Source organism: Pseudomonas sp. GM30 (genome assembly GCF_000282275.2).
Classification (GTDB): domain Bacteria; phylum Pseudomonadota; class Gammaproteobacteria; order Pseudomonadales; family Pseudomonadaceae; genus Aquipseudomonas.
In genome coordinates this window covers 124,324-149,146 of the sequence record NZ_AKJP02000011.1, presented here as the reverse complement: position 1 = coordinate 149,146, position 24,823 = coordinate 124,324, and the positions used below count along the sequence as shown (strand labels likewise).

Genomic DNA, 24,823 nt, shown 5'->3' with positions numbered 1-24,823 from the left:
ATTTCAGAAAAACAGCCCCATGCGCCGCTCGTAACCGATCCGGCCCTTGTACGCTTCGCCGCTGTCGACGAAACCGTATCTGGCGTACAGCGCGATCGCCGCGTCGTTATCAGCGTCCACCGACAGTTCCAGCCCTTTGATTTCCGGCCACGCTTCACGCGCCACGGCGGGCAACGCTTGCAGGCAGGCCTTGCCGTAACCCTTGCCCTGCGCCCGGTGATCGACCTGCAACGCATGCAGGGTGGCGCTGTGTTCATCGGCCCAGTCCGGCAACACCGGTGGGCGCTTGAGCAGCAGAAAAGCCACCGGCACCTGATCGGCCAGCAGCGCGAAGCCCTTCACACCGGGGCCGGGTCTGGACAGCAGCGTGTGCAGCGCACCGTGAATGTCGCCGGAGAATTTGATCTGCTCGGGATGGATCTCAATCGCCTCGACCTGCTGACGCTGCAAGGCGTCCAGGCTGTCGTACGGCACGAGTTGGGCTGACACGGGAATTTCCTTTTTCCTACAAAGATGAGCCTCGGATTCTAGCGAGTTTGTGTTCTGCGGAAATTTTTTGTTTCGTCTGTCGATTGGCTCGATGGCCGAACGACTAAGGGTGTCTTCACAACAAAAAACACGGAGAACACCATGAGCGCACAGACTGAAATCCAGACCCTGATCAACACCTACCGCGACGCGGTAATGACCAAGAACGTCGACAAGGTCATGACGTTGTACACCGACGACATCGTCTCCTTCGATGCGATCAAGGCCCTGCAATTCAAGGGCAAAGCGGCCTACCGTGCACATTGGGAAGCCTGCATGGAAATGTGTTCCGGCCCGCACGTTTTCGAGTTTCACCAGATCGCCATCGAGACCGCCGACAACCTCGCCTTCGCCCACTGGGTCACGCATTGCGGCGGCACCAACGACAAGGGCGAAACCCAGAGCTGCTGGATGCGCGCCACCGCGTGCTATCGGCAGGTCGGCGGGACGTGGAAAATCGCCCACGAGCACTGGTCGGCACCGTTCGATCCGATGAGCGGCGCCACGCTGTTCGATGTACAACCCTGATCTTCAGCCATAGTTGATCCGTTCGAATCAGGAGAAAACCATGAAGTATCTATGCCTGGTCTACAGCGACGAGCGCTTGCTGCACACCTCGCCCGACAGCCCGGAAGACGCCGAGTGCTGGGCCTACGCCGAGTCGATTCAGGGCAGCGGGCGGATGGTCGCGGCCGAAGCGCTGGAGTCGGTGCAGACCGCCACCACGGTGCGCATGCGCAACGGCAAGCTGTCGATCACCGATGGCCCGTTCGCTGAAACCAAGGAGCAACTGGCCGGCTTCTACCTGATCGATGCCAAGGATCTCAACGAAGCGATCCAGGTCGCCGGCAACATTCCGGCGGCCCGGGTCGGCAGCGTCGAAGTGCGTCCGGTGCGGCAGTTGAATGTCTGAGGTTCGGGCGCGGGTCGAGCAGGTCTACCGCGAAGACTCGCGGCGGATCCTGGCGACGCTGATTCGCCTGCTCGGCGATTTCGACCTCGCCGAAGAAGCCTTGCACGAGGCGTTCTTCGTCGCGGTCGAGCGCTGGCAGCGCGACGGCGTGCCGGACAACCCGCGCACTTGGCTGGTGTCCACCGGGCGCTTCAAGGCCATCGATGTGTTGCGCCGCCGCGCCCGCTTCAAGGCCTCGCAGCCGTTGTTGCGGGCACAGCTCGAGGAACTGGAACAGGCCGACTGGAGTGGCGAAGACGTGGAAGACGACCGCCTGCGGCTGATCTTCACCTGCTGTCACCCGGCGCTGGCGGCGGATGCGCAAGTTCCGTTGACCCTGCGGGAAGTCTGCGACCTGACCACCGAGGAAATCGCCCGGGCGTTTCTTTCCGCACCGGCGGCGATTGCCCAGCGCATCGTGCGGGCCAAGGCCAAGATTCGCGATGCGAAAATCCCTTATCAGGTCCCGAGCCTGAACGAGTTGCCGGAGCGCCTCGACAGTGTGTTGCGGGTGATTTATCTGGTGTTCAACGAAGGCTATTCGGCATCGATGGGCACTGAATTGATCCGTGAAGACCTGACCCGCGAGGCGATCAGACTCGGGCGTTTGCTCATGGAATTGCTGCCGGAGCCGGAGGTCATGGGCCTGCTGGCGTTGATGCTGCTGCATGAGTCGCGGCGCCCGGCGCGGACCTCGGCACAAGGGGAGTTGATTCTGCTCGATGATCAGGACCGCTCGCGCTGGGATGCCGGGTTGATCGCCGAGGGTTGTGCGCTGATCGAACGTGCGCTGAGCACGCGGCGCTTCGGGCCTTATTGTCTGCAAGCGGCGATCGCGGCGGTGCATGCCGAGGCGCCTTCAGCGGCGGATACGGACTGGCAGCAGATCGTTGGCCTGTACGACGTGCTGTTGCGTGCAGTGCCGTCGCCGGTGATTGAATTGAACCGCGCAGTGGCGGTGGCCAAGCGCGATGGAGCGTTGGCGGGGTTGACGCTGATCGAGGGGATTCTCGATCGTGGCGAATTGCAGGATTACCACCTCGCGCATTCGGCACGGGCGGAGTTTTGTCGGCAGTTGGGTCGGGTGGAGCAGGCGCGCACGGCTTACCTGCGCGCCCTGGAGCTGACCCGGCAGGAGCCGGAGCGGCGGTTTATCGAGGCGCGGCTGGCGCAATTGGATTGATCTGAAATCTTCGGTGGCAGTGCCGACCCCTTCGCGGGCAAGCCCGCTCCCACAGTGTCCGTGGTGTACACAAAACCTGTGACCACCGCAGAACCCTGTGGGAGCGGGCTTGCCCGCGAAGAGGCCAGCCCAGCCACCAGCAAACCATCAGGCCTGCTGCCGAGTCGCTGCCGCACACAAAATCTATGACCACTGCAGAACCCTGTGGGAGCGGGCTCGCCCGCGAAGAGGCCAGCCCAACCACCATCAAACCATCAGGCCTGCTGCCGAGTCGCTGCCGCACACAAAATCTATGACCACTGCAGAACCCTGTGGGAGCGGGCTCGCCCGCGAAGAGGCTAGCCCAACCACCATCAAACCATCAGGCCTGCTGCCGAGTCGCTGCCAGAACGATCTCGCGGATGCACACGCCCTGCGGCTGCTCATAGGCATAGGCAATCGCTGTCGCCACGTCCTCGGCGCTCAACACCGTGCCGCCCATCTCCTGCTTCCACGCCTGGTAGCCGGTCTTGATCGCTTCATCGGTGGTGTGGCTGAGCAACTCGGTTTCCACTGCGCCCGGGGCAATGGTGGTGACGCGCACGTTGTGCGGCGCCAGTTCTTCCCGCAGGTTTTCCGACAAACCATGCACCGCAAACTTGGTGCCGACGTAAGCCACGTGATTCGGGAACGTCTTGCGCCCGGCCACCGAGCTGACGTTGATGATCGTGCCGTGCTTGCGCTCGACCATACCGGCGACCACGGCATGCACACCGTTGAGCAGGCCTTTGACGTTGACGTCGAGCATCTGCTCCCACTGCGCCGGATCCTGCTCGCTCATCGCACCCAGCAGCATCACGCCGGCGTTGTTGATCAGCGCATCGGCCGGGCCGAATTGCGCTTCGGCTTCGGCGACTGCCGCGAGCAGGGCGGCGCGATCAGTGATGTCGACCTGACGGCTGAGGCTGTTCGGAAGCTCCAGTGCCTGCAGGCGCTCAATCCGGCGCGCCAGCAGCAACAGCGGATGACCGGCAGCGCTCAAGCGGCGGGCTGTCGCTTCGCCAATGCCCGAACTGGCCCCGGTGATGATGATCAATGGCTTGCCCATGGTCGAACTCCTGAAATAAGAAAATCAAATGACTGAATGCCGGGCGCAGTATATTTAGCCCGTTCGGGGCTGAAAAATGCCTTATTCCTCTGTCTGTCATCGGAATCACCTATGGATATCCGCCACCTGAAAGCCTTTCTCGCGGTGTTCGAAGAACGCAACATCACCGCAGCGGCGCAACGTTTGTTCATCAGTCAGCCGACGCTGTCGGTGACGATCAGACAGCTTGAAGACGAACTCGGCGCGACGCTGTTTGTGCGACAACCCCGTGGGGTCGAGGTCAGTGCTGAAGCTCGGCTGTTGTACCCGCAGGCGCGGCGCATGGTTGCCGAGTCCGAAGCCCTGAGCCGGATGTTTCGCGGCGGCGAAAACCGCGTGGCGCTGACGCTCGGCATCGAAGGCGACATCGCTGCCAGCCACATCGAAGCCTTCGTGCGCATGGCCCATCAGGCCTTGCCCAATCTGCTGCTGACGCTGGAGGAAGGCTGCCACGGTGACGGGCGGCTGGCGGTGGAGGAGATGTGCTGCGAGGACGAACTGTTCCTGCCGCTGTGGGAAGAACCTTACGTGATGGCGCTGCCGCTGGACCATCCAATGGCGGCGGCGCAGGCGGGGTGGGCGCCGATAGAAGACTGGATCACCTGCCCGCAGCATCCGTCGCATCAGCGCTTGATGGCGTTGTACGGGCGCTCGCCGCAAGCGCTGGCCGGGCATGCCGGGTCGTTGCAGCAGGCGTTGCACATGGTTGCGGCGGGTGTCGGCGTGGCGATGTTGCCGCAGTCATTGGTCAGCGGACATGCGCGGGTGGTGGCGCGGGCATTGCACTTGCCGGCACCGACGCGCCGGGTCGGGTTGTGCTATGCGGCGCAGGCGTTGGAGTTGCCGGCGATGCGTGGGTTGCAGGGGTATTTTCAGGAGAACCGGCCGGTGGAAATTGCAGCGGCCTGAAGATCAAAAGATCGCAGCCTGCGGCAGCTCCTGCAATGAAATGCATGCTTCTGTAGGAGCTGCCGAAGGCTGCGATCTTTTGCTCTATTCCAGCATCTTGCTCAGGAGCCAACTCCCCGCCGGCCCCGGCGGATAAGTCCGCGACCACAACGCATCGACATACACCGGCCGAGGCCAGCCACGCACGGTCAACTCCACCAGTGTGTCGTTGCCGAAGCGCCCCACCAGCCAGCGTGGCAGTGCCGCCCAGCCGAAACCCATTTCCGCCATTTCCATCAGCATCAGGTAACTCGGCGCCGACCACACCCGGCCTTTGCCGCGGCTGTCGTAGGGATTGACGATGGTTGCCAGACGCAACTCCCGATGCTGCTCCAGCACCTGCTGATCGACCTGTTCGAGGCCGGTCAGCACGTGGTCACGTTTGACGAACAGCGCGATGTCGGTGCGCTCGGCCACCGTCGAGGTCACCAGATCCGGCGGATAGCTGTCGCGCATCTCCGCAAACGCCAGATGCGCGCGGCCACGCTGCACCAGTTCGATCAGGTCGTCGCACTCGGCAATCAGGCATTCCAGCTCCAGGTCCGGATATCGCTGCTCGAAATCGACCAGCGCGGCTTCAAATCGCGCTGACTGGTAGGTGTCGGAAATCGCCACGGTCAGCTTCGGCTCGACGCCTTGGGCCAGTTGCCGGGCGCTCATTTCCATGCGACTGGTGGCCACCAGAATCGCCTCGGCCCGTTGCAGCATCACGTGGCCGGCCGGGGTCAGGGTCGGTTTGCGGCTGCTGCGGTCGAACAGCAGCAGATCCAGATCGATCTCAAGGCTCGCCACTGCGGCGCTGATGGTCGACTGACTGCGCCCCAGTTTGCGCGCCGCCGCTGAAAACGAACCTTGGGTGGCCGCCTGGACAAACGCCAGCAGCACTTCTTGCGAAGCCATGAACTATCGCCTTGATCGATGGTTATTGGTTATGAAGTATCGGGGCGAGGGTGGATCATGGCAACTCTCTTCACTCAAGGAGTCAGGCCATGACTGCCAGCAAATCCATCACTGAACGTATCCTCCAGGCCATCGGTTTCGAGTGTCTGGCGATTCTTATCTGCACGCCGTTGCTGGCGTGGATCATGCAAAAACCGTTGCTCGACATGGGCGCCGTGACCGTGCTGATCGCGATGCTGGCGCTGGCGTGGAACGTGGTGTTCAACGGCTTCTTCGACCGCATGCTCAAGCGCCTGAACGTCGGCCACAACGCCTGGACGCGGGTGGTCCATGCGCTACTGTTCGAGGGCGGGTTGATCGTGATGGGCGTGCCGCTGATTGCCTGGTGGCTGTCGGTCAGCCTGTGGCAGGCGTTTTTGCTCGACATCGGCGTGCTGCTGTTTTTCCTGCCGTACACCTATGTGTATCACTGGGGCTATGACGTGGTGCGCGAGCGGTTATTGATGGCCCGTGCTGCTTAAGTCTGGAACACAACCTGTGGCGAGGGAGCTTGCTCCCGCTCGGCTGCGCAGCAGTCGTAAACCCGATAAAACGCGGTCTTTCTGTCAGACCGCATTGGTCGGCTTTGGGGGGCGCTTCGCACCCCAGCGGGAGCAAGCTCCCTCGCCACAATGTTTGGGTTAGAGGAACATGCCGCCGGATGCTTCAACCCGCTGTCCGTTGATCCACTGCGCACCCGGCGCCAGCAGCATCGACAGCGCGCCACCAATGTCATCCGGCTGCCCGGCGCGGCCCAGTGCGGTGTTGCTGGCGACCATCGCGTTCAACGCGGCGTTGTCGCGCACTGCACCGCCGCCAAAATCGGTCTCGATGGCGCCCGGTGCCAGAATGTTCACGCCGATCTGCCGCGCGCCCAACTCTTTGGCCTGATAGCGGGTCAGCACTTCCATCGCGCCTTTCATCGCCGCGTAGGCGGCATAACCCGGCAGGCTGAAGCGGGTCAGGCCGCTGGAGATGTTGATGATGCGCCCGCCATCATTGATCAGCGGCAACAGTTGCTGAGTCAGGAAGAACGGCCCTTTGAGCTGGATGTTCATCAGCAGGTCGAACTGCTCCGGGGTGGTCTCGGCGAACAGCGCGTGCACACCGATCCCGGCGTTGTTGATCAGGAAGTCGAAGCGCGGACGCTCCAGTTGCTGCAGCGCTTGCTCAACCCGCGCGGCGAACTCGGCAAAGGTCTCACTGCGACCCACATCCAGTTGCAGCATCACGGCTTTGGCGCCGCGTTGTTCCAGTTCAGCGACCAGCGCCTCGGCTTCATCGGCGCGGCTGTTGTAGGTGCCGATGATGTCCACACCTTCGGCGGCGAGGTGCAGCGCGGCGTTCCTGCCCAAGCCACGGCTGGCGCCGGTGATCAATGCGATTTTGCGGCTCATGTGAAATCCTCGATTGCGGTGAGTGGTGATGGGCAAAGTTTATTTATCCGCCATGGGGTGATAAACAGACTGAAACCGGAATCACTGATCGACCCAGCCGAACAATCAACGGGTGTCCTGATGAACAAACTGGAACTGCTGCGCACCTTTGTCCGGGTCAGCGAACTGTCGAGTTTCACCTTGGCCGGCGAGAGCCTCGGGCTGCCGCGCTCGACGGTGTCCGAGCATGTGCAGGCCCTGGAAACCCTGCTCGGCACGCGCCTGCTGCAACGCACCACGCGCAAGGTACAGGCGACGCAGGACGGCCTGGTGCTGTACGAACGCAGCAAGGATCTGCTGTCGCACATGGACGAGATCGAGGGACTGTTCCGTCAGGATCCGGCTTCGCTGAGCGGACGGATTCGCGTCGACATGCCGAACATCCTCGCGCGGCGCCTGATCATGCCGCTGCTGCCTGAGTTCATGGCGCGGCACCCGAATTTGGAACTGGAAATCAGCAGCACCGACCGCCGGGTCGACCTGCTCAGTGAGGGTTTCGATTGCGTGGTGCGGATCGGCGCGCAGCCGGATCAGTCGGTGGTGGCGCGGCATCTGGGCGACTTCCCGATGATCAACTGCGCCAGCCCGGCGTACCTTGAACGCTATGGCGTGCCGCAGACCCTGGAGGATCTGGCGCAGCACCGACTGGTGCACTACGTCGGCGTGCTCGGTTCACGCTCGGAAGGGTTTGTGTATGAACAGGACGGTCAGGTGCGGCGTCTGCCGATGGCTGGCAGTGTCACGGTCAACAGCACCGACGCTTACGAATCGGCCTGCCTGGGCGGCTTCGGTCTGATACAGGTGCCGCGCACCGGCATGCAGCCGCATCTGGATAACGGGGAGCTGGTGACTGTGCTGCCGCAGTTCACGGCGCCGGCGATGGGCATTGCCATCCTGTATGCGCGGCAGCGGCATTTGCCGCTGCGGGTGCGGGTGTTCATGGAGTGGTTGGGGGAGGTGATTCGTTCGACGCTCTGACTGATACCGCAGATCAACTGTAGGAGTGAGCCTGCTCGCGATGGCGTGCTGTCAGTCGATGCAGATGCGACTGAAGCACCGCTTTTCGCGAGCAGGCTCACTCCTACAGGGGAGGCCGGGTTGTTCAGAAAATTTGGGTGAACAGCCAGTACAGGCTGCCCGACAGCAGGATCGCCGCCGGCAAGGTCAGCACCCACGCCATCAGCAGATTGCGGATGGTCTTCATCTGCAAACCACCGCCATTGGCGACCATGGTCCCGGCCACGCCCGATGACAATACGTGGGTGGTCGATACCGGCAAACCGAACATGTCCGCCGCGCCGATGGTCAGCATCGCCACGGTTTCCGCCGAGGCGCCCTGGGCGTAGGTCAGGTGGGTCTTGCCGATTTTTTCGCCGACTGTCACCACAATGCGTTTCCAGCCAACCATGGTGCCCAGACCCAAGGCGATGGCCACGGCGATCTTCACCCACAGCGGAATGAAGCGTGTGGCGTTGTCGATCTGCTGTTTGAACAGTTGCAGTTTGTCCGTGGTGTCGGCGTCGAAATTGCCGACCTTGTTCTTGTCCATCAGGCGAATGCTTTCGCTGGCCAGGTACATGTCGTTACGCACGTTGCCCATGGCTTCGGCCGGGACTTTCGACAGCGAGCCATAGCCTTTGACCTCTTCGCCAATGTGCCCGGTGAGGGCGGCGAGGGCGGGGATCAGTTGCGGTGTGGCTTGCTTGCTGCGCACGTAATCAGAGAGCACCGGGCGCGGATCGGCGGGTGCCGGTTGAGGCGCACTTTTCACCAGCGCTTGCTGGGTGACTTCGGCGACGGCAGCGAACTGCAGCGCCTGGTCGGCGGGCATGGTGCGGTTCAACGCGTAAGCCATGGGCAGGGTGCCGACCAGAATCAGCATGATCAGGCCCATGCCTTTCTGCCCGTCGTTGGAGCCGTGGGCGAAGGACACGCCGGTGCAGGTGGCGATCAGCAAACCGCGAATCCACCACGGTGGCGGGTTGTTGCCTTCCGGCGCCTTGTACAGCGCGCGATTCTTGATGAAGGCGCGCATGGCCAGCAGCAACAGCGCCGCGCAGCCGAAGCCCACCAGCGGCGACAGCAGCAGGGCGTAACCGATCTTGGTCGCCTGCGCCCAGTCCACGCCACTGGTGCCATCGCGCCCGTGCATCAAGGCATTAGCCACGCCGACGCCGATGATCGAGCCGATCAGGGTGTGGGAAGAGGAGGCCGGCAGGCCCAGCCACCAGGTGCCGAGGTTCCACAGGATCGCCGCGATCAACAGGGCGAAGATCATCGCGAAACCGGCGGACGAACCGACCTGCAGAATCAGCTCCACCGGCAGCAGGGCGATGATGCCGAACGCCACGGCGCCACTGGACAGCAACACTCCGAGGAAATTGAAGAAGCCCGACCAGACCACCGCCACATTCGGCGGCAGCGAGTGGGTGTAGATCACCGTCGCCACCGCGTTGGCGGTGTCGTGGAAACCGTTGACGAACTCGAAGCCCAGCGCAATCAGCAGCGCTACGCCGAGCAGCAGGAACGGGGTCCAGGTGGTGACGGTGGTGCCCAGCTCGTGCATGTCGTGCATCAAGCTGTAAGCAGTGAACAACATCCCCATCGCGAGCACCGCGAAAAAGATCACGTAGGTGAACGGGCCGGTTTTCTTGTCGAGGGCGGGCCTGCCGCTGGGGGCGGACGTCTGGCGGGCGGTCAGGGAGGGAGTAGCCATGAGCGGACAATCCTGAGCGAGGGAAGGAGTGTCGGTCATGATCGTTGCTAAATATTACAGAGAGACTGCGGCAGGTCAGTGTTTGGGTTTTTAGCTCCACCACTGATCTGAAGACTGAAGCAGATCCCTGTGGGAGCGAGCTTGCTCGCGAAGGCGGTGTGTCATTCAACAATGATGGTGCCTGATATTCCGTCTTCGCGAGCAAGCTCGCTCCCACAGGGGATCTGTGCTGGACATCAGGTTCGGTGGTCAATAATCCCCACGCTTGCGAAACGCCCAGCGCCCGGCAATCACGGTAAACGTCGCCACCAGCGCCACCAATATCCAGAACCCCTCGGGATCCGTCGCCAGCGGCACACCCCCCACGTTCATCCCGAAGAAGCCGGCAATGATGTTGATCGGCAGCGCCAGCACCGTCACCACGGTCAGGGTGAACAGCGTGCGGTTGCTCTGTTCGTTGAGGTTGGCGGCGATTTCTTCCTGGAGCAGTTTGATCCGCTCGCCGAGGGCGGTCAGGTCGTTGATGATCAGCGCGAACTCCTCGGTGGATTTGCGCAACTCCTTGACGTCTTCCTTCTGCAGCCACGGCGGCGGCCGGTTGAGCAGGCGCAGCAATGAACCCGGCTCCAGCGCCAACAGGCGTTGCAGGCGCACCAGCACCCGGCGGTTGGCGCCGAGTTCGGCGCGGTTGGTCGACAGCCGGGAGGAGAGCAATTCGTCCTCGACCTGATCGACGCTCATGCTGGTCTTGCGCACGATCTGCGTCAGCACTTCGCCCTGATCACGCAGCAGGTGCACCAGCAGCTCCGACGGCGAACGAAAGCATTCACCGGCCTTCACCGACGAGCGCAATTTGTCCACCGAGTGCAGCGGTTGCAGGCGTGCGCTGACGATCAGTTTGCTGCGCACGCAGACCCACAGCGTCGACACGTCCGAGGAAACCATGCTGCTGAGGTTGAACACCACGTCGTTGACCACCGCCAGCAAGGCCGAGTCAACGTGCTCGATGCGCGTCGAGCGCGAGCCTTCGTGCAGCGCCTCGAAAAACTCTTCAGGCAATTGCAGATGACTTTTCATCCAGCGCTCGCACGCGGCGTGGGCCAGGTTCAGGTGCAGCCAGAGGAATTCATCAGTGTCGCTGTCGTCTTGCAGACAACGCAGGGCGGTCGCCGAATCGACTTCGCGGCCACGTTCACCAGGACGAAAACGGAAGCCGTAAAGCAGACCGAACAAATCAGGATCGCGATGACTGAGGTCGAGGCTGTGGTTCATGGAGGCTCGCTGCGAGGAGGGCGTCTGGCGCGGAGTTTTCAGATTCACCTGAGCCGGATCATCGCAATGTCACATGACGTTTGTGTGACAGCAAAATGACGTCAAATCAGCGGCTTACCGGCGGTCGGATTTTCTTCAAGAAGCGCTCTGGTACGCCGATCACGCTTAGGTTACGTTGCGCGCGCTTGGCCATGAGCCAAGGCGCGCCGACACGGATGTCCGGCAAAATTCCACGCCTTACCGGGCGTGCCTCATCCCTGTCCTTGAGTATCTTGCGATGCTGCAAAAATCCCTGAGAGCGCAAATTCTCGCCCTGCTGAGCGGCAGCCTGCTGGCGATGCTGTTGATCGCGCTGGCCTGCTTTCACTACCTGTCCAACGGCGTGCAGAACTACAGCCAGTTGATCGCCGGCCCGTTGCACACCTCGCAGTTGATCGACGAGGCCAACCTGCAATTCAAGGTGCAGGTGCAGGAATGGAAAAACGTCCTGCTGCGCGGCAAGCAACCGGCGGACCTGGGCAAATACTGGAGCCAGTTCGAAGATCGTCAGCGCGATGTGCAAAACATTCTCGGTGAACTGGCCGGGCAGAAAGGCCTTGAACCGGCGCTGAAAAGCCGCATCGAACGCCTGCGTGACGAACATCGTCAACTCGGCGCCGCGTACCAGAAGGGCCGCGATGCCTACGTCGCTGCCGGTGGCGATCCAACCGCTGGCGACAACGCCGTCAAAGGCGTGGACCGCGCCACCAGCGATCAGATGAGCGAACTGGTGGCCGAGCTGCGCAAGCAGGGTACCGAACAGTCGGCGCAGATCAGCGCCAGTGCTGACAGCACCGTGCTGCTGGGCATTGTGGTGATGCTCGGCTCGGGCCTGTTGATCGGTTTGCTGAGCCTGTGGCTGGTCAACCGCAACCTGATTGATCCGATCCGCAAGCTGATCGACTACGTCACCCAGTTGAGCCGTGGGCGCCTCGCCGAGCGCGTCGCCAACGACCGTCAGGACGAGCTGGGCAACCTTGCCGCCGCGGCCAATACCCTGCGTGATTTCCTCGCCGAAACCTTCACCCACCTGCAACGCAGCGCCAGTGATCTGGACAGCGCCAGCGGCGAACTGAATGCCATTGCCACGACCATGGCCGGCGGCACCAACGAGCAGTTCAACCGCACCGATCAGGTGGCCACGGCGATGAACGAAATGTCCGCCACCGCCCAGGAAGTCGCCCGCCATGCGGCGGATGCGGCGCGGGCTGCCGACGATGCCGACCAGTCTGCCCAGCAGGGTGAAAAGGTCATGCAGGGCACCATCCACACCATCACCAAGATGCGTGGCGAGATTGCCAACACCGCTGAAGTGATTCGTCGTCTGGAAAGCGACAGCGGGCGCATCGGCAAAGTGCTGGAAGTGATCCGCGGCATCGCCGAGCAGACCAACCTGCTGGCGCTCAACGCGGCGATTGAAGCGGCGCGGGCTGGTGAAGCCGGGCGCGGTTTCGCGGTGGTCGCCGACGAGGTGCGCAACCTTGCGCAGCGCACGGCCGAGTCGATCATCGAGATCAACCAGATCATTCAGAACGTGCAGACCGGTGCCGTGGACGCCGCGCAAGCGATCGAAAGCGGTCAGGCGCGCAGCGATGAAAGCGTCGAGCAAGTGACCCAGGCCGGTGCGATGCTGGAGCGCATCACCCACGCGGTGGAAGCGATCCGCGACATGAACCGTCAGATCGCCACCGCCGCCGAAGAGCAGACCTCGGTGGCCGAAGACATCTCGCGCAACCTGACCGAGATCACCTCGATCGCCAGTACCAACCTCAACAGCGTGCAGCGCACCGAAAGCGCCAGCCAGAACCTGCATGGCCTGTCCGGGCAACTCAACGAAGTCACCGCACGCCTGAGCGCCTGACGTCCGCCGACGTGTACCGGTTCGGTTACCGAGTCGGTACACAGTCGATCTCAAATCCCTGCGAGTGCCGCCGATGGCCGGTTATCTAAAACCGGCATTGGAGCCATCCCATGGTCAGCATCACCTCAGTTTCGATCAACCAGACCGTCAGCACCGCCATCAGCAAAACCAAAATCAGCGACGCCAGTGACGATACCTCGACCACTGCAACCAGCAGTGCGGGCGTCAGCGCCGACACCAGCAAAGTGGCGGCCGGCGGTGGCGCAGCGCCGGCGGGTGACAGCAGTTCCAGCAGCAGCGATGAATCGGATTCGGTGAAAGAACTGCGCAAGCAGATCGCCGAGTTGCAAAAGCAATTGCAGGAACAACAGCAGGCATTGCAAGCGGCTCAGGCCAAGCAGGAAGACGCGGATGCCAAAGCGGCTGACGTGGCCTCCGCCGAGTCGCAAATCTCCAGCACTTCGGCTTCGTTGCAGACGGCCACGGCGGCGTTGTTGCAGGCGTTGCAGGAGTCCGGGTCGAGCAGCTCGGGGTCGTTGGTCAGCACTTCGGCCTGACAACTTCGGAGCACTGCAGAACCAATGTGGGAGCGAGCTTGCTCGCGAAAGCGGTGTGCCAGTCGACTCATGTGTGGCAGACACAACAGCTTCGCGAGCAAGCTCGCTCCCACAGGGATCCAAGGTGTGCTTTTCAGGCTGTGGGCAGGCTGAAGGTGAACAGCGTGCCGCTCTCGGCGGTGGACTCGACATGCAAACGTCCGCCGTGGGACTTGGCGATCTGGCTGGCGATGTACAGCCCCAGACCGAGCCCGGCCTGGGGCGTGCTGCCGATCGGGCGGGAGTAGGGCTGGAACAGGTGCGGCAGGATCGCCTCGCCAATATGCCCCTGATTTTTCACCGCCAGCATCAACGCACCGTGTTCGACCTGGGCGATGACTTCGATATCCCCCTCCGGGTCGCCATGGGTCACGGCATTGGCCAGCAGGTTCGACAGCAACTGGGCAATCCGGCCACGGTCGCAGGGCACGCCCTGCAAGTCGCCGATGCAGGCGTGAATGGTGCGCTGCGGATGCACATTGCGGATCTCCGTCACCACCTGCTGCACCGCCTCGGTCAAGTCGGCGCAGGGCTGAATCGCGACCGGAATACCATTGCCCAAGCGTCCGCGAGCAAAATCGAGTACGTCGTCCACCAGCCGTGTTGCCCGTTGCGCGCTGCCAAGGATATTGCGCACCCGCACTTCGATGGCCGGATCCGGGTGTTTGCGCAGGAGCATTTCGGCGCCGGCGCTGATGGCGAACAACGGGTTGCGCAAATCGTGGCCGAGCACGGCGATGAACTGCTCGCGCAGCTCGGCGGTTTCGCGTTCCTGCAACAGCGCGGTTTCGGTGAGCTGCGCGTTTTCCTCGGCTTCGATCTGCAACGCGAGCATCCGTGCGAACGATTCCATGGTGCTCTGGATGCTGCTGGACTTCAGTTGTGCCGGGACTGGATCGAGGGCGCAGATGGTGCCGAAAAAACGCCCGTCGGTACGGAACACCGGCACCGAAATGTAGCTTTCGAAGTGATACATCCGCGGCGTGTGGTGCTCGCAGTAGAGCGGGTCTTCGCTGGCCTTGTCGATCACCACCGAGACATGCGACTGGCGGATTTCGTGGCACAGGGTGGTCACCAGATCCAGTTCGTCGCCAACCTGCAGACCGAACTCCAGTTGATCGAGCACCGCGCAGGTGGTCCACGAATCCTCGGTGACCCGCGCCACGGCGGCAAATCGCATACCGGTCAACTCGCGAATCACCTGAAGGATCGCCGGAACCGCGCTGATCCGACCAATCGTCGCGATGTCTGCCGCCGCTGCTTGCCCCATGCCCATCGCTCTCGTCTGCCGTTATGTGTGTTCAGTCCCCGGCCATACTAGCGGGCTGCCCGCTGCTTGGCGCGCATTGATTGCGCCGCGCCTGCAATTGGCCTGACCCCAGACGCAAAAAAGCCGCACGACTTTTCAATCGTGCGGCGGGTGTGGGCGGTGTATCAGGTGTCTTGCTTGTTGCTCAGCACCTTGCCGGTGGTGGCATCGAAGTCGACGTCGAACTCTTTGCCATCAGCGGTTTTCAGCTCGACTTCGTACTCGTAACCGTTGAAGTGGTTGTCCAGGTCGGTGTCGGTGATGGTTGCGCCAGGGTGCAGTTTCAGCGCTTCGGCGTTCATCGACTCCAGCGACTTGATCTTGCCTTCCTTCACCAGTTGCGGGATCTGGTCGACGCGTACGTCGGCCTGAGCCAGGCCAGCGGTGAGGGTCAGGGCAGCGGCGGTAAACAGGGCAGTCAAAGTTTTCATCGGGTCATTCCTTGGGTTGTTCGTTGAAGTGGGCTCAGGTTAACCACCGCAACTTAATTCACCCTTAAAACCCCCGAATACAAAACGGGCAAACCATGCCCGACACAAAACCTGTGGGAGCGTGGCTCGCCCGCGATGAAGGCGCCCCGGTTTTGGAGATCAGAACCCGTTGTTCTTCAACACCTGATCCACACTGGCACTGGCCGGACGCTTGTAGAACTTCAACAGCTCGCTGGCGCGGTTGGTGAAGATGCCATCAACCCCGGCCGCCATGACTTTCTCGAAGTCCACCGGCTCATCGACGGTGTACACGTGCACCAGCATGCCCTGATCGTGGGTGTACTGGTTCATCCACGGTTGCACCAGATCCGAATAGCTCTGGTCGCCACCCTTGGTCAGCTTCGCCGAAGGGCCGGTGCCGATGGCGCCGTGAGCCTTGGCGAAATCAACCCACTGTTTGAACTCGGCGTCGGACTTCGGCTCCTGCTTGCCGTAGAACACGTTTTTGTCCTTCTCGCCGGACTCGGCAAAGGTCACCTTCGATTTCGGCTCGATGCTGCCTTCGCCGACCCACAGCAACAGGATCTTCGGCACTTGCGGCATTTCCTTCTGCAGCAGTTCGAGGCTGTTTTTCTCGAAGGTCTGCAGGATCACCTTGCCTTTGCCCTGGCCGACGCCCAGCTCGCTTTTGGCCAGTTTCGAACCGGCCGGACTCAACCAGCCGCGATCCTGCAGCTTCGCTTTGAGGTCATGCTCGATGCCCGGAAACAGCTGCGGCTCTTTGGTTTCGATGTACAGGCCTGGCTTGTGTTTCGGGTTGGCTTGGGCGATGTCGATGATTTCGTCGAGGGTGAGGATTTTCAGCCCGGCGTAGGATGGACGCGCGCGATCCGGGTAGGCCTTGTTGTACCAGCTGCCGGCGTCGAGGGTTTTCAGTTCGGCCATGGTGAAGGCATTGGCCGGGCTGTCCTTGCGCTCCGGGAACTTGGTCGCGACGTCGGTGGTGCGTTGCAGGTTGTTGTCGTGCAGGGCGAACAGCACGCCGTCCTTGCTGCGCTGCAAGTCCATTTCCAGGTAGTCGGCGCCGAGGTCGCGGGCCAGTTTGTAGGAAGCGGCGGTGGATTCCGGTGCGTCGAAGGATGCGCCACGGTGCGCGATCACCGCCGGGTGCGGGATGCCGTGGGCGGCGGCCAGCGCGTCGATGTCCGTCTGGGCGGCGTGGGCCTGACCGAGACCGAGCATCAGGCTCAGCAGGAGGGCGCTTTTGGTGAAAGTGGCGGGCATGTTCGAGTTCCTTTCGCAGGGCATTTTCAAAGACGTACCTTTTAACAACTGAATCGATTGCGTGCTATCGCCAGACCGACATAAACGTATTAAAAGCGATTTTTCCTGCACTTTTGTGGCGCGGTTTGCAGTACGCTTGCCCTCGGCAGACGCTCCGGCAGAGGGCGCGCCGATTTCGTTGCCCTGCGTGTAAACCATCGATGATTTTTCGTGAGGTTTACCATGCGCATCACTTCCCAACTCATCTGTCAGGCCGCCGATGACCTCAAGGGTTTCGTCGGCCTCAACCGCAAGACCGGCCAGTACATCGTGCGTTTCAGCGAAGATTCGTTCGGCATGGACGTGGCGGATGACGGCATTATTCCTACCAGCGAATTTGTCTGGGCGCCAACGACGCCGCAGACCATGACGCTTAAACGCGAGTTGATTCAGTTGCTGCTGGATCAGAACATCGATGAGCGGATCAACATCAGCGAGCCGTTGCGGGTGTACATGAGCAAGGTTGAGGTGCCGGAGATTGTGGCGGTGCGCAGTCTGGTGAAGGGCTGAGGCTTTGTAGTGGCTGTTCCGGCCTCTTCGCGAGCAAGCTCGCTCCCACATTGGATCTGTGGCGATCACAAGTCCCTGTGGGAGCTGGCTTGCCAGCGATGAGGCCAGTGAGAACACAACCAAATTCAAAGCCCAAACGCTGTACCTGTGGGAGCGAGCTTGCTCGCGAAGAGGCCAGTCAGCACGCAGCCATCGTCACTGCCCAAACCGATATTCCCGCTCCACCCGACACACCCGAGTCTGAAACTTCGAATACCACTGCGCCCGCCCGCGCGCCTGAATCACCCGGTGCTCGGGATGCTCGCGCCAGGCCAGAATCGCCGCCTCGCTCTGCCAGTAGGAAATGGTGATCCCCACCCCGTCTTCCCCGCGAATCGAATCAATGCCGAGAAACCCCGGCTGCTCGCTGACCAGATCCATCATGCGCTCGGAGGCCGCGGCGTAACCGTTGTCACCCTCGGTGCGGGTCGAGGTGAAAATCACCGCAAAGCAAGGCTCGTTCGGCTTCATGGACGTTGCTCCGCACACGCTTCGACAAATGCTCGCACCAGCGGCGGAACCTGGCCTTTGAGCGCCGCACGTTCTGGCTGGAACAGCGTGGCGACAAAAAACACATGGTCGGTCAACTCGATGGCGCGCAAGTCGCCCGCCGAATCGTGCCCCACGGCGCGTAGCTGATGAGTCAGCAATTCTTGTTCGAACTGCGGATTCACCCCGAACCGGCAGCGATAGCCTTCATGAATTTCCGACGTTTCGTACGCCTTGGCGATCAACGAGCCGGCGACCAGATGAATGCTGTCCACCGCTTCCACCAATGAACAGGTCAACGGCGTCAGTACCGCTCGCGGCGAATCCGGTGATGTCTCGCCATGTTCGGCATCGGCCCAGCCCAGCACGTTGCGGGAAAACTCCAGCACGGCATGCTGAAAACCACCACAGGTGCCGAGGAACGGGCGCTGTTGTTCGCGGGCAAAACGGATGGCCCTGAGTGCACCGGCTTCGCTTTTGTAGGGGCTGGCCGGCACGCACCAGAAACCGTCGAAGTGATCCAGCGCGGTGTCGGCGTGAATCTGCTCGGTGGGCAGCCACTGAAATTGCACATTGCGCCCGGACTGCTCGGCGATCATCCCGAGGGCGAGGGGAATCGCCTGGTGGGCGGTGACTTGCGGGTCGTAGTCGCCGATCAGGGCGATGGAAATGGCGTCCATGGGATTTCCTTGATTTGAGTGAGTGAACCTCTCTCTGGTGAGGGGATTTATCCCCGACGGGGCGCGAAGTGGCCTTCAACAAGGCCTGCTGCGCAGTCCATCGGGGATGAATCCCCTCACTACAGTGAGGGTGTGCAGTTGTCGATCACCGGGGCTCACTATAGATTGGCGCTCACGCACTCAATATTGGCGTTTTCCCAAGTGATCAATGCAGCGACGCACTATCGGCTCGACTACCCGGATCTGGCGCTGATCCTCGCTTTGGTGCGGGGCGGCTCTCTGGCCCGGGCTTCGCAGCTGCTCAAAGTAGACGTGTCGACGGTGTTTCGCGCAGTGCGGCGGCTGGAGTCAGCGCTGGGTCAGCAATTGTTCGAAAAGAGCCGCGCCGGTTACCTGCCAACCACCCTCGCGCAGACCTTGGCCGAGCAGGCCGAACGCGCCGAGCAGGCACTGGAGGCAGCGCGGATCGGTGTCGAACAGGGCGGTGAAGTGGTCAGCGGCACGGTGCGCCTGACCTGTACCGATTCAGTGCTGCAAGGGCTGCTGTTGCCGGCGCTGGCGCAGTTCATGCCGAACTATCCGGCATTGACTCTCGAGCTGAGCACCTCCAACGATTTCGCCAACCTCAGCCGCCGCGACGCCGACATCGCCCTGCGCCTGACGCGTACACCGCCGGAGCATCTGGTCGGACGGCAACTGGCGAAGATTTCCTACCGGCTCTGCGCCAGCGCGCGTTATCTGCAAAACGTCGATGCATCGGATCTGGCGGCGCTGACCTGGATCGCCCCGGATGAGTTTCTGCCGGATCACCCGACCGTGGCCTGGCGCCGCCAGCAGTTGCCCGGCGTGACCCCGGCGTATCGCTGCAACAGCATGCTGTCGGTGACTGAACTGGTGCGCGGCGGACTCGGTGTGGCGGCGTTGCCGGATTTTCTGATCACTGAAGGTTTGCAGGCCCTCAGCGAACCGTTGCACGGCTACGACACCGCGCTGTGGTTGCTGACCCGCCCGGATTGCCGGGCATTGCGCTCGGTGGTCACTCTGTTCGATGAGTTGGGGAGCGCGCTGCGGTTGCCGTGATCAGCGTTGCGGGTTCTGGCAGATGTGCGCATGCAGTTCGCGGGTCAGGCCTTCGATGCGTTCAGTCAGGCTCTTGGTCATTTCGGTGAGCTGGGTGTTCTGCTCCAGCAGCTCCAGCAATTGCGCGGTGGTGTTCGCGGCTTGCGCCTGACGCTCGGTGTTGGCCGTCGCCAATGCTTCACGGTGTTGCGCATCGGCGTCCGCTTGCGCCTTGTCCCGCGCGGCCTGGCGGGTTTGTGCCAGCAGGATCAACGGCGCGGCGTAGGCCGATTGCAGGCTGAATGCGAGGTTGAGCAGGATGAACGGGTACACGTCGAAAGTGGTGATGCCCGTCACGTTGAGTACAACCCATAACAGCACGATCAGGGTTTGCGCGCCGAGAAACGCCGGCGTGCCGAAGAACCGCGCAAAGGCCTCGGCGCGCAGGGCGAACTTGTCGTCGCCGAAAGTGGTGTTGAGGTGGGCGTGGGGGCGGTGGAAGCGCAGGTGGTCGACGGGGGCGGGCGCGGGGGCGTCGGTTTTTTCTGTGGTCATGATGGGCTCGGCAGGACTTGGGACTGAGGGTCACTATAGTCCTGCATCGAGGCTTATGGCCCTTTCGCGAGCAAGCCCGCTCCCACAGGTTAATGGTTGATCACAAGTTAAGAGATCGACTCAATCCCTGTGGGAGCGAGCTTGCTCGCGAAAGCCGCGACGCGGTCCAACGGCCCGACATATCGATCAGCCCGGCGCCCGTTCATTGGCAAACATGCTCACCGCCTGCACCGCTTCACTGGCGCCATCGCGGATCTGCAGAATCACGCTGCCGGCCTGATCCGCCAGTTCAACGCCTTGCGCCGCCCGCCCGCGGGTGCCTTCCATGCTCTTGATCGCCTGACGGGTTTCGCTCTGGATCAAACCGATCATGTTGGAAATCTCCGCCGTCGAGCCGCTGGTACGCGCCGCCAGTTGCCGCACTTCGTCCGCCACCACCGCAAACCCGCGCCCCTGATCCCCGGCGCGCGCCGCTTCAATCGCCGCGTTGAGCGCCAGCAGATTGGTCTGGTCGGCAATCGCGCGGATGGTGTTGACGATCGCGGTGATCTGCTCCGAACGCTCGCCAAGTTGCGCGATCAGCGTTGATGACTGCGCGATATCGTCAGCGATTTCGCGCATCTCGCTGGCCGCCTGCTGGATCACCTGAGTGCCTTGCTCGGCGACTTTCCGGGTTTCCACCGAGATGTGATAAGCGGCGCTGGCGCTGCGCGCATCGTGCTCGTGCTGCTCGACGCGGGCGGTGACGTCCGTGGCAAATTTCACCACCTTGCACAAACGTCCGGCGGCGTCATACACCGGGTTGTAGTTGGCCTCCAGCCACACACTCTGGCCGCGCTTGTCGACGCGTTCGAACTGGCCCTGGAACAACTCACCCTGATTCAACCGGCGCCAGAAATCCTCATAGGCGCTGCTGTTGACCAGTTCCGCGCGGCAGAACAAGCGGTGATGTTTACCCTTCAGTTCAGCGAGCGTGTAACCCATGCGCGTCAGAAAATTCTGGTTGGCGGTGAGAATGCCGCCGTTGAGGTCGAATTCGATCACCGCCATCGCCCGGTCGATCGCCTGCAGCTTGGCATTGGCCTCGCTTTCCTGCTGGACCTTGGTCGTCACGTCCATGGCGAACTTGACCACTTTGACCACGCGTCCCGACGCATCCTTGATCGGGTTGTAGTTGGCTTCCAGCCAGACCGGCTGGCCCTGGCTGTTGATCCGCTCGAAAGTGCCGGACTGGAACTGACCGTTTTTCAGGCGCGACCACAGTTCGGTGTATTGCGCGCTGCGGCCAAACTCCGGGGTGCAGAACAAGCGATGAGGTTGGCCGATCACCTGCTCGGCGCGGTAACCCATGGTTTTGAGGAAGTTGTCATTGGCCTTTAACACCACGCCTTCAAGATCGAACTCGATCACCGCCATGGAGCGATTGATCGCTTCAAGCAGGCCGTTCTGTTCGGTGATGGTGTGTTGAAGGTCGTTGAGTTCGGACTGATGGCGTTTGAAAAACATAGGGGCAGTACCTGGAAGTAGGGAAAGACGAGGTTTGTGTCCCTGTTTCCGCGCTGGCAGAGCAAATGCCGGGTCGGCATTGGTCATTGACTGCAAAGTGCCAGCATCCAGGCTGACGAGCAGATCTTATACAAACTGATTTAAGTTGTACAAGAAATTGCGAATCAACATGTTTGCAGTTTTTTCAAGACTCAGAGGAGGAGCGTCTTCTTAGCCCGGATTGCTCAGCGCCACACTGATGGTGTTGCGCCCCGTGTGTTTAGCGGTATACAGCGCTTTGTCGGCGTCATCCAGCCAGGCAACCGCGTCGCTGTACGACGGCTGAAAGCGTGCCAGACCGATACTCAGGCTGACGCGCAGCTCTGGTACATCCGGGTGCCGATATTGGTCCAGCGCCTGACGCAATCGTTCCATTTGCGCCTCGGCTTTATTGAGTGGCTGGTCGGGCAGGATCAGGCAAAACTCGTCGCCGCCATAACGGCCGGCCCGTTCACCTTCAGCCAGTAATCCTTTGAGTGCCTGGCTTAGCTCACGCAGCACGGCGTCGCCAACGATGTGCCCATAGTTGTCGTTGATGGTCTTGAAGTGATCGATGTCGATCAACGCCAGAATGTCCTGGGTATTGTTTTGTCGGCACAAGATGAAACGCGTATGGAGCAGATCCTTCCAGGCGCCGTGATTGAGCAGCCCGGTGAGGCTGTCGGTGCAGCTCAGGTCCCTGAGTGCACGCTTGTGCTGCGCGAGTTTGATCGCCAGTTGGTAACAGACCATGCCCAGGGCCAAAGGGTACAAGGTCAGCATCGGCAGGCAGGCCCAAACCTCGATTTGCGTCATCGTCAGGCTGAAATTGAAGCCGAACAGTAACCAGCCCAGCAACACGCCGGCGATTTGGGCCAGAGCACCCAGCAGGAACAGACGTCGTCCACCGGCGGCGACATTGTTCATGGTCATCATCGACAGGATGGTCACGGTGGTCAGCGGGTTGAACTGAAAACACGCGGTCCAGAAACCGCCGCACAACGAGTCGTACACCAGGTTGCGGCGTTCGGCGTGGTAGGGGAAGGTCGAGCGGGTCGCAACCTGATAGGCCAGATGCGGCCAGATAAAACCGTTGAACACCAGCAGCGCCCAGAGCCAGGTCGGCATGTGCAACGGATACAGCGCGGCCGCGACGCTGAAAAAGCCGACGCCCAGACCGATGGTCCTTGGCAAATAAATGCGTCTGGCGAATGACAGGCCTTTGCCGCGTTGATTTTCCATGATGTCCTGCGCCAGATTCATCCTGAAATACTTTGAAGTGTTTTTTCAGGTTGACCGTTCGTCGGTAAATTGTCGGACATTGTCATTTATTCCACCGGGAATAATCAGTGTCCTTTCGAGCCATTTACTCGGGGTGGGCACAGGGAGAGGGGCGGTCTAGAGCTGGTATCGCGCCAGGAACATCTCCAGTGCCGACTCGGCCACAGCTTTCTGCGTGTCCGCATCCAGTGGTGGCAGGCCCATGGAAATCTGCGGCCAGAACCCGAACGACTTCAACAGACCCTGCATCTGTTGCGCGGCGAATTCCGCCTCCACGGCTTTCAGTCGACCATCCGCCTGAGCGGCGCGAATCCACACCGTCAGGCCTTCTTCGCGCTCGCCCATGCGCGCCACCATGTCTTGCGCGCGTTCCGGGGAATGGATGGTGGCGGCAATCGCCACCCGCGCCAGTCCGAGAAAATTGTCATCGGCCATCATCTGCAGTTTAGCCAGCAACATGGGCAGCAGTTGCTCGCGCAGCGGCTGATCCGCGCGATAGGTCACGGCTTGCTCGTCGGTGATCCTTGCCCAGAGTTGGTTGAGAATTTCGGCGAACAGTTCTTCCTTGCTGGGAAAGTGGTTGTACACCGTGCGCTTCGACACCCCGGCGGTGGCTGCGATCTTGTCCATGCTGGTGATCTCGAACCCGTTGGCGCGGAATTCGGCAATCGCCGCCTGAATAATGGCTTCGCGTTTGCGGTCGGTGAGGCGCTTTGGAGCTGTCATAAGTACGCTTCGGCAGAGAAAGAGTGGAATTACACTTGGCAGTTTACTTGTCATCGAGTTTCATGCAACCTAGAAACTACACCGCCCAGTGTAATGTTGCGTTAATCCGCGCAACCTAAAAACCAGACAGTTCGGCTGATGCGTGCGTGCCTTGGCCATTTATCGTCCCACCGTGAAAAACCGTGAATTGCGCGGTTTTTCTGGAGTCTCTCAGTCATGGCCAATCCAGATTTTTCTGCGGATCAAACTTCCACGCCTGAAGCCTCTCGCCAGGATCAAGGGTTATTTCGCAACCATGCGCCGGTACAACGCGAAGGCTTGCGCAAGATGCTGCGGATCATGTGGAACATGATCTTCCACAAGCCGCGCAACACCCGCCCGGCCGCCGCGATCCCGGTGCAAGCGCTGACCCGTGAAGACCTGCTGGCGGCGCCCAACCACAGCGTCTATCGCCTCGGCCACTCGACCCTGCTGCTGAAAATGCGCGACAAATTCTGGATCACCGACCCGGTCTTCGCCGAGCGCGCCTCACCCGTGCAATGGGCAGGCCCGAAACGCTTTCACCAGCCGCCGATCAGCATCGACCAACTGCCGCCGATCGAAGCGGTGATCCTGTCGCACAATCACTACGACCACCTCGATCACCAGGCAGTGCTGAAACTCGCGGCCAAGACCAACTACTTCCTGACCCCGCTGGGCGTCGGCGACACCCTGATCAAATGGGGCATCGACGCCAGCAAAGTCCGCCAGTACGACTGGTGGCAGGGCACCGAAATCGCCGGCATCCGCTTCGTCGCCACGCCGTCGCAGCACTTCTCCGGCCGTGGCCTGTTCGACGGCAACAGCACCTTGTGGGCTTCGTGGGTGATGATCGATGGCGACACGCGGATCTTCTTCAGCGGTGACAGCGGCTACTTCGACGGCTTTAAACGCATCGGCGAACAGTACGGTCCGTTCGACCTGACCCTGATGGAAACCGGTGCCTACAACGTCGAATGGCCACACGTGCACATGCAACCCGAAGAAACCCTGCAAGCGCACCTCGACCTCAAGGGCCGTTGGCTGTTTCCGATCCACAACGGCACCTTCGACCTGGCGATGCACGCCTGGCATGAACCGTTTGATCGGATTCTGGCGCTGGCGTGGGAACGCAGTGTTTCGATCACCACGCCACGAATGGGCGAGGCGTTTAACGTGATGCAGCCGCAGCGGGGGCACACGTGGTGGCTGAATATGGAGCAGGATGTGTCGGAAAACGCCCCAATTGCTGGTAGCGGCTACAAGTCGGGATGACTTTTCCT

At 61.5% G+C, this 24,823-nt stretch carries 25 protein-coding genes and 2 pseudogenes; 11 read left to right on the top strand and 16 right to left on the bottom strand.

All coding sequences use genetic code 11. The features are described 5' to 3' along the window. Positions 1-3 precede the first annotated feature (3 nt). Positions 4-489 (bottom strand): GNAT family N-acetyltransferase, encoded by a 486-nt coding sequence (locus tag PMI25_RS08375; RefSeq protein WP_007969362.1) that lies wholly within the window; start codon positions 487-489, stop codon positions 4-6. 141 nt (positions 490-630) lie between these two features. Here PMI25_RS08375 and PMI25_RS08370 point away from each other — a divergent pair, with 141 nt between their 5' ends. Genes PMI25_RS08370 through PMI25_RS08360 form a run of 3 tightly spaced genes read left to right on the top strand, consistent with a single transcriptional unit; the run spans position 631 to position 2,663 of the window. Further along, complete coding sequence (locus PMI25_RS08370; RefSeq protein ID WP_007969363.1) at positions 631-1,056, top strand: YybH family protein; 426 nt, start codon at positions 631-633, stop codon at positions 1,054-1,056. 40 nt (positions 1,057-1,096) lie between these two features. After that, entirely contained in the window at positions 1,097-1,441 is a 345-nt protein-coding gene (locus PMI25_RS08365) for a YciI family protein (RefSeq protein WP_007969364.1), read from the top strand. Then, the gene (locus tag PMI25_RS08360) at positions 1,434-2,663 is read left to right on the top strand and encodes an RNA polymerase sigma factor (RefSeq protein WP_007969365.1); all 1,230 of its coding nucleotides are present in this window, start codon (positions 1,434-1,436) and stop codon (positions 2,661-2,663) included. The genes PMI25_RS08365 and PMI25_RS08360 overlap by 8 nt, the downstream gene beginning before the upstream one ends. A gap of 361 nt (positions 2,664-3,024) precedes the next feature. Here the strand turns inward: PMI25_RS08360 and PMI25_RS08355 are convergent, their stop codons facing one another. Further along, a complete protein-coding gene (locus PMI25_RS08355) occupies positions 3,025-3,750 on the bottom strand; it encodes an SDR family oxidoreductase (RefSeq protein WP_007963147.1) in 726 nt (241 codons plus the stop codon). A gap of 111 nt (positions 3,751-3,861) precedes the next feature. Between PMI25_RS08355 and PMI25_RS08350 the strand changes: the two genes are divergently transcribed. Continuing rightward, positions 3,862-4,698, top strand: coding sequence for a LysR family transcriptional regulator (locus tag PMI25_RS08350; protein WP_007963146.1), 837 nt, complete (start codon positions 3,862-3,864; stop codon positions 4,696-4,698). A gap of 84 nt (positions 4,699-4,782) precedes the next feature. Here the strand turns inward: PMI25_RS08350 and PMI25_RS08345 are convergent, their stop codons facing one another. Continuing rightward, the gene (locus PMI25_RS08345; protein WP_007963145.1) at positions 4,783-5,637 is read right to left on the bottom strand and encodes a LysR family transcriptional regulator; all 855 of its coding nucleotides are present in this window, start codon (positions 5,635-5,637) and stop codon (positions 4,783-4,785) included. 89 nt (positions 5,638-5,726) lie between these two features. On the opposite strand from PMI25_RS08345, the gene PMI25_RS08340 reads away from it, so the two are divergent. Then, complete coding sequence (locus PMI25_RS08340; RefSeq protein WP_007963140.1) at positions 5,727-6,158, top strand: multidrug/biocide efflux PACE transporter; 432 nt, start codon at positions 5,727-5,729, stop codon at positions 6,156-6,158. 159 nt (positions 6,159-6,317) lie between these two features. On the opposite strand, the gene PMI25_RS08335 is transcribed toward PMI25_RS08340, so the two are convergent. Further along, positions 6,318-7,073 (bottom strand): SDR family NAD(P)-dependent oxidoreductase, encoded by a 756-nt coding sequence (locus tag PMI25_RS08335; protein WP_007963139.1) that lies wholly within the window; start codon positions 7,071-7,073, stop codon positions 6,318-6,320. A gap of 120 nt (positions 7,074-7,193) precedes the next feature. Here PMI25_RS08335 and PMI25_RS08330 point away from each other — a divergent pair, with 120 nt between their 5' ends. Continuing rightward, positions 7,194-8,090: a LysR family transcriptional regulator gene (locus tag PMI25_RS08330; protein ID WP_007963138.1), complete on the top strand. Its 897-nt coding sequence runs from the start codon at positions 7,194-7,196 to the stop codon at positions 8,088-8,090. 124 nt (positions 8,091-8,214) lie between these two features. Here PMI25_RS08330 and PMI25_RS08325 read toward each other — a convergent pair whose 3' ends face one another. Next, positions 8,215-9,828, bottom strand: a complete 1,614-nt coding sequence (locus PMI25_RS08325) for an inorganic phosphate transporter (RefSeq protein ID WP_007963137.1) — start codon at positions 9,826-9,828, stop codon at positions 8,215-8,217. A 249-nt stretch (positions 9,829-10,077) separates the two neighbouring features. After that, positions 10,078-11,100, bottom strand: coding sequence for a transporter (locus PMI25_RS08320; RefSeq protein ID WP_007963136.1), 1,023 nt, complete (start codon positions 11,098-11,100; stop codon positions 10,078-10,080). A gap of 277 nt (positions 11,101-11,377) precedes the next feature. On the opposite strand from PMI25_RS08320, the gene PMI25_RS08315 reads away from it, so the two are divergent. Both PMI25_RS08315 and PMI25_RS08310 read left to right on the top strand, forming a co-directional pair. After that, a complete protein-coding gene (locus tag PMI25_RS08315; RefSeq protein ID WP_007963135.1) occupies positions 11,378-13,000 on the top strand; it encodes a methyl-accepting chemotaxis protein in 1,623 nt (540 codons plus the stop codon). A gap of 110 nt (positions 13,001-13,110) precedes the next feature. After that, complete coding sequence (locus PMI25_RS08310) at positions 13,111-13,557, top strand: hypothetical protein (RefSeq protein ID WP_007963133.1); 447 nt, start codon at positions 13,111-13,113, stop codon at positions 13,555-13,557. Between the two features lie 133 nt (positions 13,558-13,690). On the opposite strand, the gene PMI25_RS08305 is transcribed toward PMI25_RS08310, so the two are convergent. The 3 genes from PMI25_RS08305 to PMI25_RS08295 all read right to left on the bottom strand — a co-directional run bounded on the left by PMI25_RS08305 (position 13,691) and on the right by PMI25_RS08295 (position 16,620). Next, a complete protein-coding gene (locus PMI25_RS08305; RefSeq protein WP_007963132.1) occupies positions 13,691-14,866 on the bottom strand; it encodes a GAF domain-containing sensor histidine kinase in 1,176 nt (391 codons plus the stop codon). A 164-nt stretch (positions 14,867-15,030) separates the two neighbouring features. Next, positions 15,031-15,336, bottom strand: coding sequence for a PepSY domain-containing protein (locus PMI25_RS08300; protein WP_007963131.1), 306 nt, complete (start codon positions 15,334-15,336; stop codon positions 15,031-15,033). Positions 15,337-15,495: 159 nt separating this feature from the next. Further along, positions 15,496-16,620: a glycerophosphodiester phosphodiesterase gene (locus PMI25_RS08295; protein WP_007963129.1), complete on the bottom strand. Its 1,125-nt coding sequence runs from the start codon at positions 16,618-16,620 to the stop codon at positions 15,496-15,498. 222 nt (positions 16,621-16,842) lie between these two features. Between PMI25_RS08295 and PMI25_RS08290 the strand changes: the two genes are divergently transcribed. Further along, entirely contained in the window at positions 16,843-17,169 is a 327-nt protein-coding gene (locus PMI25_RS08290) for a DUF2025 family protein (RefSeq protein ID WP_007963128.1), read from the top strand. A gap of 195 nt (positions 17,170-17,364) precedes the next feature. Here PMI25_RS08290 and PMI25_RS08285 read toward each other — a convergent pair whose 3' ends face one another. Both PMI25_RS08285 and PMI25_RS08280 read right to left on the bottom strand, forming a co-directional pair. Continuing rightward, a complete protein-coding gene (locus tag PMI25_RS08285) occupies positions 17,365-17,679 on the bottom strand; it encodes an antibiotic biosynthesis monooxygenase family protein (RefSeq protein WP_007963127.1) in 315 nt (104 codons plus the stop codon). Beyond that, a complete protein-coding gene (locus PMI25_RS08280) occupies positions 17,676-18,377 on the bottom strand; it encodes a CTP synthase C-terminal region-related (seleno)protein (RefSeq protein ID WP_007963126.1) in 702 nt (233 codons plus the stop codon). Before PMI25_RS08280 ends, PMI25_RS08285 begins: the two co-directional genes overlap by 4 nt. A gap of 138 nt (positions 18,378-18,515) precedes the next feature. Between PMI25_RS08280 and PMI25_RS08275 the strand changes: the two genes are divergently transcribed. Then, positions 18,516-19,457, top strand: a complete 942-nt coding sequence (locus PMI25_RS08275; RefSeq protein ID WP_007963125.1) for a LysR family transcriptional regulator — start codon at positions 18,516-18,518, stop codon at positions 19,455-19,457. Here the strand turns inward: PMI25_RS08275 and PMI25_RS08270 are convergent, their stop codons facing one another. From PMI25_RS08270 to PMI25_RS08255, 5 genes and pseudogenes are all read right to left on the bottom strand, one after another. Further along, positions 19,458-19,991: a DUF1003 domain-containing protein gene (locus PMI25_RS08270; RefSeq protein WP_007963124.1), complete on the bottom strand. Its 534-nt coding sequence runs from the start codon at positions 19,989-19,991 to the stop codon at positions 19,458-19,460. It lies immediately after the preceding gene. A gap of 186 nt (positions 19,992-20,177) precedes the next feature. Next, positions 20,178-20,615 (bottom strand): annotated as a pseudogene (locus PMI25_RS29870) (methyl-accepting chemotaxis protein); the annotation flags it as partial. A 108-nt stretch (positions 20,616-20,723) separates the two neighbouring features. Next, positions 20,724-21,407 (bottom strand): annotated as a pseudogene (locus PMI25_RS29865) (PAS domain-containing protein); the annotation flags it as partial. Positions 21,408-21,707: 300 nt separating this feature from the next. After that, positions 21,708-22,757, bottom strand: a complete 1,050-nt coding sequence (locus PMI25_RS08260; protein ID WP_045122029.1) for a diguanylate cyclase — start codon at positions 22,755-22,757, stop codon at positions 21,708-21,710. A gap of 156 nt (positions 22,758-22,913) precedes the next feature. Next, positions 22,914-23,522, bottom strand: coding sequence for a TetR/AcrR family transcriptional regulator (locus PMI25_RS08255; RefSeq protein WP_007963119.1), 609 nt, complete (start codon positions 23,520-23,522; stop codon positions 22,914-22,916). Positions 23,523-23,738: 216 nt separating this feature from the next. On the opposite strand from PMI25_RS08255, the gene PMI25_RS08250 reads away from it, so the two are divergent. After that, complete coding sequence (locus PMI25_RS08250) at positions 23,739-24,815, top strand: MBL fold metallo-hydrolase (RefSeq protein WP_007963118.1); 1,077 nt, start codon at positions 23,739-23,741, stop codon at positions 24,813-24,815. The last annotated feature ends 8 nt before the right edge of the window (positions 24,816-24,823 follow it).

Coding starts and splice junctions, on each gene's coding strand:
- PMI25_RS08370 (WP_007969363.1), top strand. CDS start 631: ATGAGCGCACAGACTGAAATCCAGACCCTGATCAACACCTACCGCGAC.
- PMI25_RS08365 (WP_007969364.1), top strand. CDS start 1,097: ATGAAGTATCTATGCCTGGTCTACAGCGACGAGCGCTTGCTGCACACC.
- PMI25_RS08360 (WP_007969365.1), top strand. CDS start 1,434: ATGTCTGAGGTTCGGGCGCGGGTCGAGCAGGTCTACCGCGAAGACTCG.
- PMI25_RS08355 (WP_007963147.1), bottom strand. CDS start 3,750: ATGGGCAAGCCATTGATCATCATCACCGGGGCCAGTTCGGGCATTGGC.
- PMI25_RS08350 (WP_007963146.1), top strand. CDS start 3,862: ATGGATATCCGCCACCTGAAAGCCTTTCTCGCGGTGTTCGAAGAACGC.
- PMI25_RS08345 (WP_007963145.1), bottom strand. CDS start 5,637: ATGGCTTCGCAAGAAGTGCTGCTGGCGTTTGTCCAGGCGGCCACCCAA.
- PMI25_RS08340 (WP_007963140.1), top strand. CDS start 5,727: ATGACTGCCAGCAAATCCATCACTGAACGTATCCTCCAGGCCATCGGT.
- PMI25_RS08335 (WP_007963139.1), bottom strand. CDS start 7,073: ATGAGCCGCAAAATCGCATTGATCACCGGCGCCAGCCGTGGCTTGGGC.
- PMI25_RS08330 (WP_007963138.1), top strand. CDS start 7,194: ATGAACAAACTGGAACTGCTGCGCACCTTTGTCCGGGTCAGCGAACTG.
- PMI25_RS08325 (WP_007963137.1), bottom strand. CDS start 9,828: ATGGCTACTCCCTCCCTGACCGCCCGCCAGACGTCCGCCCCCAGCGGC.
- PMI25_RS08320 (WP_007963136.1), bottom strand. CDS start 11,100: ATGAACCACAGCCTCGACCTCAGTCATCGCGATCCTGATTTGTTCGGT.
- PMI25_RS08315 (WP_007963135.1), top strand. CDS start 11,378: ATGCTGCAAAAATCCCTGAGAGCGCAAATTCTCGCCCTGCTGAGCGGC.
- PMI25_RS08310 (WP_007963133.1), top strand. CDS start 13,111: ATGGTCAGCATCACCTCAGTTTCGATCAACCAGACCGTCAGCACCGCC.
- PMI25_RS08305 (WP_007963132.1), bottom strand. CDS start 14,866: ATGGGGCAAGCAGCGGCGGCAGACATCGCGACGATTGGTCGGATCAGC.
- PMI25_RS08300 (WP_007963131.1), bottom strand. CDS start 15,336: ATGAAAACTTTGACTGCCCTGTTTACCGCCGCTGCCCTGACCCTCACC.
- PMI25_RS08295 (WP_007963129.1), bottom strand. CDS start 16,620: ATGCCCGCCACTTTCACCAAAAGCGCCCTCCTGCTGAGCCTGATGCTC.
- PMI25_RS08290 (WP_007963128.1), top strand. CDS start 16,843: ATGCGCATCACTTCCCAACTCATCTGTCAGGCCGCCGATGACCTCAAG.
- PMI25_RS08285 (WP_007963127.1), bottom strand. CDS start 17,679: ATGAAGCCGAACGAGCCTTGCTTTGCGGTGATTTTCACCTCGACCCGC.
- PMI25_RS08280 (WP_007963126.1), bottom strand. CDS start 18,377: ATGGACGCCATTTCCATCGCCCTGATCGGCGACTACGACCCGCAAGTC.
- PMI25_RS08270 (WP_007963124.1), bottom strand. CDS start 19,991: ATGACCACAGAAAAAACCGACGCCCCCGCGCCCGCCCCCGTCGACCAC.
- PMI25_RS08260 (WP_045122029.1), bottom strand. CDS start 22,757: ATGGAAAATCAACGCGGCAAAGGCCTGTCATTCGCCAGACGCATTTAT.
- PMI25_RS08255 (WP_007963119.1), bottom strand. CDS start 23,522: ATGACAGCTCCAAAGCGCCTCACCGACCGCAAACGCGAAGCCATTATT.
- PMI25_RS08250 (WP_007963118.1), top strand. CDS start 23,739: ATGGCCAATCCAGATTTTTCTGCGGATCAAACTTCCACGCCTGAAGCC.